This window comes from Paraburkholderia sabiae, from assembly GCF_030412785.1.
Classification (GTDB): Bacteria; Pseudomonadota; Gammaproteobacteria; order Burkholderiales; family Burkholderiaceae; genus Paraburkholderia; species Paraburkholderia sabiae.
In genome coordinates this window covers 5,414,101-5,425,753 of record NZ_CP125295.1, presented here as the reverse complement: position 1 = coordinate 5,425,753, position 11,653 = coordinate 5,414,101, and the positions used below count along the sequence as shown (strand labels likewise).

Annotated in this window: 10 protein-coding genes; all 10 read left to right on the top strand. The window is 63.9% G+C overall.

The genetic code is table 11. The features are described from left to right. Nucleotides 1-135 precede the first annotated feature (135 nt). Nucleotides 136-915, top strand: coding sequence for an SDR family oxidoreductase (locus tag QEN71_RS24385; protein ID WP_201654110.1), 780 nt, complete (start codon nt 136-138; stop codon nt 913-915). A gap of 77 nt (nt 916-992) precedes the next feature. Continuing rightward, the gene (locus tag QEN71_RS24380; protein WP_201654113.1) at nt 993-1,382 is read left to right on the top strand and encodes a methylglyoxal synthase; all 390 of its coding nucleotides are present in this window, start codon (nt 993-995) and stop codon (nt 1,380-1,382) included. A gap of 63 nt (nt 1,383-1,445) precedes the next feature. Beyond that, nucleotides 1,446-2,420: a quinone oxidoreductase family protein gene (locus QEN71_RS24375; protein WP_201654116.1), complete on the top strand. Its 975-nt coding sequence runs from the start codon at nt 1,446-1,448 to the stop codon at nt 2,418-2,420. A 160-nt stretch (nt 2,421-2,580) separates the two neighbouring features. Continuing rightward, nucleotides 2,581-2,694 carry a potassium ABC transporter ATPase gene (locus QEN71_RS24370; RefSeq protein WP_223960729.1) on the top strand — a complete coding sequence of 38 codons (114 nt, stop codon included), beginning with the start codon at nt 2,581-2,583 and terminating at the stop codon, nt 2,692-2,694. Then, nucleotides 2,691-2,783: a K(+)-transporting ATPase subunit F gene (kdpF, locus tag QEN71_RS24365; RefSeq protein WP_007583461.1), complete on the top strand. Its 93-nt coding sequence runs from the start codon at nt 2,691-2,693 to the stop codon at nt 2,781-2,783. Before QEN71_RS24370 ends, kdpF begins: the two co-directional genes overlap by 4 nt. Continuing rightward, nucleotides 2,780-4,585, top strand: coding sequence for a potassium-transporting ATPase subunit KdpA (gene kdpA, locus QEN71_RS24360; protein WP_201654119.1), 1,806 nt, complete (start codon nt 2,780-2,782; stop codon nt 4,583-4,585). Before kdpF ends, kdpA begins: the two co-directional genes overlap by 4 nt. Before the next feature lie 43 nt (nt 4,586-4,628). Next, nucleotides 4,629-6,713 (top strand): potassium-transporting ATPase subunit KdpB, encoded by a 2,085-nt coding sequence (gene kdpB, locus QEN71_RS24355; protein WP_201654122.1) that lies wholly within the window; start codon nt 4,629-4,631, stop codon nt 6,711-6,713. A 41-nt stretch (nt 6,714-6,754) separates the two neighbouring features. Then, nucleotides 6,755-7,336 carry a potassium-transporting ATPase subunit KdpC gene (kdpC, locus tag QEN71_RS24350; RefSeq protein WP_201654124.1) on the top strand — a complete coding sequence of 194 codons (582 nt, stop codon included), beginning with the start codon at nt 6,755-6,757 and terminating at the stop codon, nt 7,334-7,336. A gap of 703 nt (nt 7,337-8,039) precedes the next feature. Further along, complete coding sequence (locus QEN71_RS24345) at nt 8,040-10,895, top strand: DUF4118 domain-containing protein (RefSeq protein WP_201654127.1); 2,856 nt, start codon at nt 8,040-8,042, stop codon at nt 10,893-10,895. Next, nucleotides 10,892-11,590: a two-component system response regulator KdpE gene (gene kdpE, locus QEN71_RS24340; protein WP_201654130.1), complete on the top strand. Its 699-nt coding sequence runs from the start codon at nt 10,892-10,894 to the stop codon at nt 11,588-11,590. The genes QEN71_RS24345 and kdpE overlap by 4 nt, the downstream gene beginning before the upstream one ends. Nucleotides 11,591-11,653: the final 63 nt, after the last annotated feature.

Genomic DNA, 11,653 nt, shown 5'->3' with positions numbered 1-11,653 from the left:
TTTACCGGAAGGGGCGGCCGCTGATGAAAGGTATTGCAGCAGGGTCAGGCAGCGCCGCGTCGATTCTTCTAGAATCAGGGGACAGTTGACCGACCACGCGCGAATGCTTGCGCGCATCACGACAGGACAAAACACATGGATCTGGGCATCGCAGGAAAAACCGCGCTGGTCTGCGCGGCAAGCAAGGGACTGGGGCGCGGCTGCGCCGAGGCGCTGGCGGCCGAAGGCGTGAATGTGACGATCGTCGCGCGAACGGCCGAGACGCTCGAAGCGACGGCGTCGGCGATCCGCGCGAAAACGGGCGTCGACGTGAAGGCCGTGGCCTGCGATATCACCACGCCCGAAGGCCGTACGGCGGCGCTCGCCGTCTGCCCGCAGCCGGATATCCTCGTCAACAACGCGGGCGGTCCGCCGCCCGGCGACTTCCGCAACTTCACGCACGACGACTGGATCCGCGCGCTCGAAGCGAACATGCTCACGCCCATCGAACTGATCCGCGCGACGATCGACGGGATGATCGCGCGCGGCTTCGGGCGCGTGGTGAACATCACGAGTTCGTCGGTGAAAGCGCCCATCGACGTGCTCGGCCTGTCGAACGGCGCGCGCTCGGGGCTGACGGGCTTCGTCGCGGGCGTCGCGCGCAAGGTCGCGCCCGATGGCGTGACGATCAACAACCTGCTGCCGGGCATCTTCGATACGGACCGCATCGCCGTGACCTTCGATGCCGCGGCGAAATCGCAGAACATTTCGGTCGATGATGCGCGCAAGCAGCGCATGGCGACGATTCCCGCGCGCCGCTTCGGTACGCCCGACGAGTTCGGCCGCGCCTGCGCCTTCCTGTGCAGCGTGCACGCCGGCTATATCACGGGGCAGAACTGGCTGATCGACGGCGGCGCTTATCCGGGCACGTATTGACGCACGGCGCTTCGCGACGCCACGAACATCAAAACGTCAAAACGAAAGCGACAACGACAACCCAGAGGAACAACGACATGACAACACGCGTCGCGCTGATCGCGCACGATCACAAGAAGGACGACATCGTCAAACTGGCGGGCGAGTACGCGGATACGCTCGCGCGCTGCGAACTGCTCGCGACGGGCACGACGGGCGGCCGTATCAGCGATGCGCACGGGCTGAAGGTCGAGCGGATGCTGTCGGGCCCGCACGGCGGCGACCTGCAGATCGGCGCGCAACTGGCGGAAGGCCGCGTCGACATGGTGATTTTCCTGCGCGACCCGATGACGCCGCAGCCGCATGAACCTGACATCAACGCGCTCGTGCGCGCGTGCGACGTCCACAACGTGCCGTGCGCGACGAACATCTCGACGGCGCGGATGATCCTCGATGTGCTGACGCTGCGTCTGTCGCAGCAGGTCTGACGGCGTCGTCCGCTTCCATTCACTCAATGCGCGCCACGCGGCGCAAACGAATCTGGAGACAACATGACCAAGGCAATTCGATTCGACAGGACAGGCGGCCCCGAAGTGATGAAGTGGGTCGACGTCGAGGTGGGCGAGCCAGGCAATGGCGAGATCCGCATCAAACAGCATGCGGTCGGTCTGAACTATATCGATGTGTATTTCCGTACTGGGCTCTATCCGCTGCCGCTGCCGGGCGGTCTCGGCATGGAAGCGGCGGGCGAGGTGGTCGCAGTCGGTCCCGACGTGACGGACTTGAAGACGGGCGACCGCGTCGCGTATGTCGCGCGGCCGCCGGGCGCCTACGCGCAGGAGCGCGTGCTGCCCGCCGCGCAGGTCGTGAAGCTGCCCGACGCGATCGGCTATGAAGAAGCGGCTTCCGTCATGCTGCAAGGGCTGACGGCGCAATATCTGCTGCGTCGCACGTATCCCGTGAAGCCGGGCGACACGATCCTGATCCAGGCGGCCGCGGGCGGCGTCGGCCTGCTCGCGTGCCAGTGGGCGAAGGCGCTGGGCGCGACGGTGATCGGCACGGTCGGTTCCGACGAGAAGGCGGAGATTGCGCAGGCGCACGGCTGCGACTATCCGATTGTCTACACGCGCGAAAACTTCACGAAGCGCGTTCGCGAAATCACGAACGGCGCGGGCGTGCCCGTCGTGTACGACTCGATCGGCAAGGATACGTTTACGGCTTCGCTCGATTGCCTCGCGCCGCTCGGTATGTTCGTGAGCTTCGGCAATGCGTCGGGCCCGCTGCCGCCGATCGATTCGTCCGAGTTCGCCGGGCGCGGTTCGCTGTTCTTCACGCGGCCGACGCTGTTTACGTACATGGGCAAGCGTAGCGACTACGACGCGATGGCGGCGGATCTGTTCGACGTGATCGCGACGGGCAAGGTGAAGACGAGCATCAACCAGCGCTATGCGCTCGCTGACGTCGGCAAGGCGCATGCGGATCTGGAAGCACGGAAGACGACGGGGTCGACGGTTTTGTTGCCGTAACGCCTGCCAGCCTTCATAAAAAGGCCGCTTCACGCGCGACGTGAAGCGGCCTTTTCCGTTTACGCGTTTTTTACACCCATCAACAAATCTTTGACCAGCCCTTTACGCCGATCGGCATAACGTTCCGGACATCCATCGCCCAACAAATGGAGAACATGAAATGGATGTGCTGTACGTCGGGGGCATCGCGCTATTCGCTGCGCTGACCTTTGGATTGATCGCCGGGTGCGAGAAGTTGACGCGCGTCGGCCGTGGTCAGGGAGCGCGCTCATGAACTGGATCCTCTGGCTCTCGGGGGCGGCCACCGCGCTGCTGTTCGCTTATCTCGTCTATGCGCTGCTGCGCGCGGAGGACATTGAATGAACTTCAACAATGTCCTGCAGCCGGCGCTCTTCATCGTCGTGCTGCTCGCGGCTGCCATTCCCGTCTCGCGCTATCTGTCGCGCGTGATGGACGGCAGCTCGCGCGTCGTCAAACTGGGCGGTCCCATCGAGCGTCTGCTGTACCGTCTCGCAGGCGTCGATCCTTCGCACGAAATGAGCTGGAAGCACTACGCGATCGCCACGCTCGCGTTCAATCTGCTCGGCGTCGTGTTTCTCTACGTGCTGCTGCGCGTGCAGGGCGGATTGCCCGCCAATCCGCAGCAGTTCGCCGCGATGACCGTCGACGGCGCATTCAACACGGCCGTCAGCTTCGTCACCAACACGAACTGGCAGGACTATTCGGGCGAACAGGCCGTCAGCTATCTGACGCAGATGCTCGGCCTCACGGTGCAGAACTTCCTGTCGGCGGCGACGGGCATCGTCGTCGTGATCGCGCTGGTGCGCGGCTTCGCGCGCCACACGGCGCAGACCATCGGCAACTTCTGGGTCGACATCACGCGCGTGACGCTCTACGTGCTGCTGCCGATGGCGGCGATCATCGCCGCGCTGCTGATGAGCCAGGGCGTGATCCAGAACTTCAAGGCCTATCAGGACGTGCCGACGCTGCAGACCACGACGTACTCCGCGCCGAAAACGGATGCGCAGGGCAACGCCGTGAAGGACGCGAAGGGCAACCCCGTGATGGTCGATACGCCCGTGAAAACGCAGACGATCGCGATGGGCCCCGTCGCTTCGCAGGAAGCGATCAAGATGCTCGGCACGAACGGCGGCGGCTTCTTCAACGGCAACTCCGCGCATCCGTACGAGAACCCGACGCCGTTCTCGAACTTCGTGCAGATCTTCTCGATTCTGATCATCCCGGCCGCGTTGTGTCTCGTGTTCGGCCGCATGATCGGCGATCGCCGGCAAGGTGTCGCGGTGCTCGCCGTGATGACGATCGCGTTCGCCGTGTGCATCGCGGGCGAAATCGGCGCGGAGCAAAGCGGCAATCCGCTCTTCACGTCGCTGCATGTCGATCAGACTGCGAGCGCGTTGCAGGCGGGCGGCAACATGGAAGGCAAGGAAACGCGCTTCGGCATCGCGCAGTCGGGCATCTTCACGGTCGCGACGACGGCGGCTTCGTGCGGCGCCGTGGCCAACACGCATGACTCGCTGACGCCGCTCGGCGGCCTCGTGCCGATGCTGCTGATGCAACTCGGCGAAGTGATCTTCGGCGGCGTGGGTTCGGGTCTCTACGGGATGCTCGTGTTCGCGATGCTCGCCGTGTTCGTCGCGGGCCTGATGATCGGCCGCACGCCTGAATACGTCGGCAAGAAGATCGAAGCGTACGAGATGAAGATGGTGTCGATCGTCGTGTTGCTGACGCCGCTGCTGGTGCTCGTCGCGACGTCGATCGCCGTGCTCACCGATGCGGGCAAGGCAGGCATCCTGAACCCCGGCGCGCACGGTTTCTCGGAGATTCTCTACGCGTTCAGCTCGGCGGCGAACAACAACGGCAGCGCGTTCGCGGGCCTGACGGTGAGCACACCGTTCTACAACTGGCTGACGGCGATTGCGATGTGGTTCGGCCGCTTCGGCACGATCGTCCCGGTGCTCGCGATTGCCGGTTCGCTGGCCGCGAAGAAGCGCATCGCGGTGACGGGCGGCACGCTGCCGACGCATGGTCCGCTGTTCGTCGTGCTGCTGCTCGGCACGGTGCTGCTGGTCGGCGCGTTGACGTACGTACCTGCGCTTGCGCTCGGTCCTGGCGTCGAACATCTGATGATGATCGCGGGCCATTGATACGCCACGCGACATAAAAACGGCGAAGCAATTAGAGGAAGAAATGACTGACCATTCCGCCACCCGGTCCATGTTCGATCCGGCGCTCGTGCGCCCGGCGATCGTGGACTCGTTCAAGAAACTCAAACCGCACACGCAGTTCCGCAATCCGGTGATGTTCTGCGTGTACGTCGGCAGCATCCTGACGACGATCCTCTGGATCGCCGCGCTGATGGGCCAGGCCGAGGCGCCCGCGGGCTTCATTCTCGCGGTCACGCTGTGGCTGTGGTTCACGGTGCTGTTCGCGAACTTTGCCGAAGCGCTCGCGGAAGGGCGCTCGAAAGCGCAGGCGGCATCGCTGCGCAGCGCAAAGAAAGACGTGATGGCGAAGAAGCTCAACGAGCCGCATCCGAAGTCGCCCATCCGCATCATGACGGCCTCGGATCTTCGTAAAGGCGACGTCGTGCTCGTCGAAACGGGCGACGTGATTCCCGCCGACGGCGAAGTGATCGAAGGTGTCGCGTCCGTCGACGAGTCGGCGATTACGGGTGAATCCGCGCCTGTGATCCGCGAGTCGGGCGGCGACTTTTCGTCGGTGACGGGCGGCACGCGCGTGCTGTCCGACTGGATCGTCGTGAAGGTGACGGCGAACCCCGGTGAAGCGTTCCTCGACCGCATGATCGCGATGGTCGAAGGCGCGAAGCGTCAGAAGACGCCGAACGAAATCGCGCTGACCATTCTGCTCGTCGCGCTGACCATCGTGCTGCTGCTCGCCACGGCGACGCTGCTGCCGTTCTCGATGTTCTCCGTCGAAGCCGCAAAGGAGGGTCACGTGGTGACGATCACCGCGCTCGTCGCGCTGCTCGTGTGCCTGATTCCGACGACGATCGGCGGCTTGTTGTCCGCGATCGGCGTCGCAGGCATGAGCCGCATGATGCAGGCGAACGTGATCGCCACGTCGGGCCGCGCAGTCGAAGCGGCGGGCGACGTCGACGTGTTGCTGCTCGACAAGACGGGCACGATCACGCTCGGCAATCGCCAGGCGTCGCAGTTCATTCCGGCTTCGGGCGTCGCGGAAGAAGCGCTCGCCGATGCCGCGCAACTGTCGTCGCTGTCGGACGAAACGCCGGAAGGCCGCAGCATCGTCGTGCTCGCTAAGCAGCGCTTCAACATCCGTCAGCGCGACATGGCTGCGTTGCATCCTGTGTTTCTTGCGTTCAGCGCGCAGACGCGCATGAGTGGCGTCGATCTGCCGGGCCGTGAGATCCGCAAAGGCGCGGCGGATGCCGTGAAGCATTACGTCGAAGCGCACGGCGGCCGTTTCCCCGCAGAACTGTCGATGGCCGTCGCGGAAGTCGCGCGTCGCGGCAGCACGCCGCTCGTCGTCGCAGAGAAGACGGAAGGCGCGGCGCGCGTGCTCGGCGTGATCGAACTGAAGGACGTGGTGAAGGGCGGCATCAAGGAGCGCTTTGCCGAACTGCGCAAGATGGGCATCAAGACCGTGATGGTGACGGGCGACAACCGTCTGACGGCGGCGGCGATTGCGGCTGAAGCGGGCGTCGACGATTTCCTCGCCGAAGCCACGCCGGAGACGAAGCTCGCGACGATCCGCGCGCATCAGTCGGAAGGGAAGCTGGTCGCGATGACGGGCGACGGCACCAACGATGCCCCCGCGCTCGCGCAGGCCGACGTTGCTGTCGCGATGAACACGGGCACGCAGGCCGCGAAGGAAGCGGGCAACATGGTCGATCTCGATTCGAATCCGACCAAGCTGATCGAGATCGTCGAGATCGGCAAGCAGATGCTGATGACGCGCGGCTCGCTGACGACGTTCTCGATTGCAAACGACGTCGCCAAGTACTTCGCGATCATTCCGGCCGCGTTCGCGACGACGTATCCGGCGTTGAACGCGCTGAACGTGATGCATCTGGCGACGCCGACGTCCGCGATCATGTCGGCCGTGATTTTCAACGCGCTGATCATCGTGCTGCTGATTCCGTTGGCGCTGAAGGGCGTGAAGTACCGGCCGCTTGGCGCGGCGATTTTGTTGAGGCGCAATCTGCTGGTCTACGGTTTGGGCGGCATCATCGTGCCGTTCATCGGGATCAAGCTGATCGACATGGTGCTGGCCGCGTTCGGCTGGGTGTGAGCGCAGCGCGCGCTTGGATGAGAGAACAAGGAAGCTGAATCATGAAATCGCTTTTTCGCCCGATGGTCGTGATATTTGCCGTGCTGACGGCTGTGACGGGGCTGGCGTATCCCGCTGTGATGACGGCCTTCGGTCAGGCTGTTTTTCACGATCAGGTTAATGGCAGTCTGATCGAAAAGGACGGCAAGGTTGTCGGCTCGCGGCTGATCGGGCAGCAGTTCGATGCGCCGCAGTACTTCTGGGGGCGTCTGTCGGCGACGTCGCCGATGCCGTACAACGCGCAGGGTTCGAGCGGGTCGAATCTCGGGCCGATCAATCCTGCTCTTGCCGATGAGGTGAAGGGACGTATTTCTGCCTTGCAGGCGGCTGGACATTTGCCTTCGGGCGTTGACGTTCCTGTCGATCTTGTTACTTCCTCCGGGAGCGGGTTGGACCCGGAGATTTCGCCTGCTGCGGCGGCTTATCAGGTTGAGCGCGTTGCTGCTGCGCGGAAGATGAATGTTAATGATGTTGCTGCGCTTGTTGATCGCTATACGCGTGGTCGGCAGTTTGGGCTCTTCGGTGAGGCGCGGGTCAATGTGCTCGAGCTTAATCTTGCGCTTGATGATGCGCAGCGGGGTTAAGGTTTGTTGATGTCTGCGACGCTGGTTGGTTTTTGGTTTTTGCTGTCGCTGGCATCCGCGTTTTCATGTCTGTGCTTCATGCGTTGCCCCTGTGCGGGGCGGCACCTACTTTTCTTTGCAGCGGCAAAGAAAAGTAGGCAAAAGAAAGCCGCTTTTGTACCTCCGGTGCCCGCCAGGGCAGCGCCGCGGCATGCCGTAGTTGAACTATCGCGCTGCGACGTCCGCACTCTGTAGAAAGCCCGCAGTCAACCGCGCACAGCGCGAAAACCTCACACAGTCTGGAGCACATACCGCCGTAATCAGAGCGACGGCAAACACACGAAAACAAGCCGACCGAATGTGCCCCGAGTGGATGTCATCTTTCGCGCCGCGCACGGTTGACTGCGGGCTTTCTACGGAGTGTTTGCGTTGTTGCGCGACAGCTCAAAGACCGTGTGCCGTGGCGTTATCCTGGCGGGGCACCGGAGGTTTGAAGCGGCTTTCTTTTGCCTACTTTTCTTTGCCGCTGCAAAGAAAAGTAGGTGCCGCCCCGCACAGGGGCGACGCCTGAAGCACGGATACGAATTCGCGGATGCCAAAGAAAACCTAAACACCGACTGCGTCGCAGACAAAAGCAAAAACAAGAACAAAAAACCAGAATGGCGACTGCGTCGCAGACAAAAAACTGTCACCATACCCGCACGAAAGTGCATCCCGACCGACCATGCCCCGCCCCGACCCCGACGAGCTCCTCGACAAACTCCAGCGTGAAGAAGAAAAACGCCAGCGCGGCAAGCTCAAAGTTTTCTTTGGCGCATCGGCCGGCGTCGGCAAGACCTATGCAATGCTGCAAGCGGCAAAGCGCCGTAAAGAAGAGGGTATCGACGTCGTCGTCGGCATAGCGGAAACCCACGGTCGCAGCGAAACGGCGGCATTGCTCGAAGGCCTCGAAGTCCTGCCGCTCGCGCGCATCGAATACAGAAACAGACTGCTAGCCGAATTCGACCTCGACAAAGCGCTAGAAAGAAAACCGCAACTGATCCTCGTCGACGAACTCGCACACTCGAACGTGCAGGGCGCCCGCCATGCCAAACGCTGGCAGGACGTCTACGAACTCCTCGATGCAGGCATCGACGTCTACACGACTGTCAACGTCCAGCACCTGGAAAGCCTCAACGACGTGGTCGGTCAGATCACGGGCATCCGCGTGTGGGAGACGGTGCCCGACCGTGTGTTCGATCGCGCCGACGAAGTGACGCTCGTCGATCTTCCCGCCGAAGAACTGCTCGACCGGATGCGCGACGGCAAGGTCTACATGCCGCAGCAAGCCGAGCGCGCGGTGCGCAACTTCTTTCGCAAAGGCAATCTGATCGCGCTACGCGAACTGGCGCTGCGGCGCACTGCGGATCGCGTCGATGCGCAGATGCGCGAGTACCGCGCCGATCGTTCGATCGAGCGCATCTGGCAGGCGCGCGAACGTCTGCTCGTGTGCGTCGGTCCCGGCCCTGAGGCGCCGCTGCTGGTGCGCGCGGCCGCGCGCCTCGCGGCGAGCCTGAAGGCCGACTGGATCGCCGTCTATGTCGAAACGCCGAAGCTGCAGCGTCTGTCAGACGCGCGCCGCGAACGTACTCTCGACGCGCTCAAGCTCGCCGCCGAACTCGGCGCCGAAACGGCAACACTCGCGGGCGCCGATGCCGTCTCGACGTTGATCGGCTATGCGCGCGTGCGCAACGTGTCGAAGCTGGTGGCGGGCGGCTCGTCGGCGACGGGCTTCGTGCGCTGGCTGCGTCGTCCGTTCGGCGAGCGTCTCGCGGAACGCGCGAGCGATCTCGATCTCACGCTGATCCGCGCGAGCAGCGACGAAACGGGAGGCACGACGCGCGAGCGCCTCGCCGACGAGGAAGGGCGTGCCTGGCGCGACGCGCTGATCGCTGCACGCGACCGGCGCTCGCCGCCGCGCAGCTACGCGTGGGCCGTCGCGATCTGCGCGGGCGTGACGCTGATCGCGAGTCAGCTGATCGACCGGATCGATCTCGCGAATCTCGTGATGCTGTATCTGCTCGGCGTGATCTTCACGGCCGTGAGGTTGGGACGCGGGCCTGGCGTGATGCTGTCGTTCCTGTCCGTCGCCGCGTTCGACTTTTTTTTCGTGCCGCCGCGCATGTCACTCTCTGTGAGCGATACGCAATATCTGCTGACGTTCCTGGGCATGCTGCTGACTTCGCTTGTGATCGGCCATCTGACGTCGAGTCTGCGGCGCGAGGCGAGTGTCGCGCGGCGGCGCGAGCAGCGCACGGGCGCGATGTACGCGATGGCGCGCGAACTCGCGGCGGCGCTGACGACGGAGCAGATCGTCGGCATCGGCAGCCGGCATGTGAGCGAGGTGTTTCGCGCACGCGTCGCCGTGCTGCTGCCCGACAGCGCGGATCAGGTGAAGCAGAAGATCGACGATCCCGACACCAACATCATGCTCGACGGCGCGTCGCTCGATGTCGATGTCGGCCAGTGGGTCTACGACCAGCAGAAGCCCGCGGGCCACGGCACGGACACGCTGCCCGCCGCAAAGGCGCTGTATCTGCCGCTGCGCGCGCCGATGCGCACGCGCGGTGTGCTCGCCGTCGCGATGCAGGACGAGCGCGAACTCGATGTGCCCGAACAGCAGCGGATGCTCGACGCGTTCGCCGCGCAGATCGCGCTCGCGCTGGAACGCGTGCATTACGTCGATATCGCGCGCGATGCGCTTGTCAGCATGGAGTCGGAGCGGCTGCGCAACTCGCTGCTGTCGGCGATTTCGCACGATCTGCGCACGCCGCTCACGGCGATCGTCGGTTTTTCGTCGATGCTGGCCGCACAGCGCGATGCGCAGACCGACAAGCACAACGAGGCACAGGGTGAACTGGTCGACGCGATCCACGAAGAAGCGCTGCGGATGACGGGCATCGTCACGAATCTGCTCGACATGGCGCGCCTGCAGGCGGGCAGCCTGAAGCTGAACCGTCAGTGGTCGCTGCTCGAAGAGACGGTCGGTTCGGCGTTGCGCGACTGCCGGCGCACGCTCGCGCGGCATCCGGTGAAAGTGTCGCTGCCCGCCGATCTGCCGCTGCTGCAACTCGATGCCGTGCTGATGGAGCGGCTCTTCGCGAACCTGTTCGAGAACGCCGCGAAGTACGTGCCGCCCGACACGCCGTTGACGATCAGCGCGCAATGTATCGACGAGAACGACAAGCCGTTTGTGCGTGTGACCGTCGACGATACGGGACCGGGCTTGCCGGCCGGCATGGAAGCCCGCATCTTCGAGAAGTTCACGCGCGGCGAGAAGGAGTCGGCGAAGCCGGGCATCGGCCTCGGACTCGCGATCTGTCGCGCGATCGCCGAAGCGCATGGCGGTAAAATCGGCGCGACGAATCGCATTGCAGCCGATGGCCGCGTCGAGGGCGCGCGTTTCTGGTTCACGCTGCCGATCGAAACGCCGCCGCCCGTGCCCGACGTGTCCGATGTCTCCGACGACGCAGCGGGCGAGCCCGAACCTGCGCAACGCCTTCCACAACAAGCCGATACGCATCCGCATACTGACTCATGAGCGACCTGAGCATTACCGTCGTACTGATCGAAGACGAACAACAGATCCGCCGCTTCGTGCGGGCGTCGCTGGAAGGCGAGGGCATCGTCGTGCACGACGCGCCGACGGGCAAGCAGGGGCTGATCGAAGCGGCGACGCGCAAGCCCGATCTCGTGATCGTCGACCTCGGTTTGCCCGACACGGACGGTCTCGACGTGATCCGCGAATTGCGCGGCTGGAGCGAGTTGCCGGTGATCGTGCTGTCGGCGCGCACGCAGGAGAGCGAGAAGGTTGCCGCGCTCGACGCAGGCGCCGACGACTATCTGACCAAACCCTTCGGCGTGTCGGAACTGCTGGCGCGGATACGCGCGCATCTGCGGCGGCGCAATCAGGGCGGTCCGGCCGAGACGCCGCAGGTGCATTTCGGCGGCGTGACCGTCGATCTGGGCTTGCGGCAGGTGTCGCGCGACGGCGAGCCCGTGCATCTGACGCCGCTCGAATATCGGCTGCTCGCGACGCTTGTGCGGCATGCGGGGCGAGTGCTGACGCATCGTCAGTTGCTGCGCGACGTGTGGGGGCCGTCGCATGTCGAGAGCCATCACTATCTGCGGATTTACATGGCGCATTTGCGGCAAAAGCTGGAGCGGGATCCGGCGCAGCCCGAGCATATCGTTACCGAGACGGGCGTTGGTTATAGGCTGGTCGGGGTTGTTTGACGCGTTTTGTTTTATATCGGTTCGCGTATGTGGTGGTGCTTATGGCTGCCTCATTTTGATATG

Bases quoted from the DNA above. Each gene is read 5' to 3' on its own strand.
- QEN71_RS24385 (WP_201654110.1), top strand. From the start codon at position 136: ATGGATCTGGGCATCGCAGGAAAAACCGCGCTGGTCTGCGCGGCAAGC.
- QEN71_RS24380 (WP_201654113.1), top strand. From the start codon at position 993: ATGACAACACGCGTCGCGCTGATCGCGCACGATCACAAGAAGGACGAC.
- QEN71_RS24375 (WP_201654116.1), top strand. From the start codon at position 1,446: ATGACCAAGGCAATTCGATTCGACAGGACAGGCGGCCCCGAAGTGATG.
- QEN71_RS24370 (WP_223960729.1), top strand. From the start codon at position 2,581: ATGGATGTGCTGTACGTCGGGGGCATCGCGCTATTCGCTGCGCTGACC.
- kdpF (WP_007583461.1), top strand. From the start codon at position 2,691: ATGAACTGGATCCTCTGGCTCTCGGGGGCGGCCACCGCGCTGCTGTTC.
- kdpA (WP_201654119.1), top strand. From the start codon at position 2,780: ATGAACTTCAACAATGTCCTGCAGCCGGCGCTCTTCATCGTCGTGCTG.
- kdpB (WP_201654122.1), top strand. From the start codon at position 4,629: ATGACTGACCATTCCGCCACCCGGTCCATGTTCGATCCGGCGCTCGTG.
- kdpC (WP_201654124.1), top strand. From the start codon at position 6,755: ATGAAATCGCTTTTTCGCCCGATGGTCGTGATATTTGCCGTGCTGACG.
- QEN71_RS24345 (WP_201654127.1), top strand. From the start codon at position 8,040: ATGCCCCGCCCCGACCCCGACGAGCTCCTCGACAAACTCCAGCGTGAA.
- kdpE (WP_201654130.1), top strand. From the start codon at position 10,892: ATGAGCGACCTGAGCATTACCGTCGTACTGATCGAAGACGAACAACAG.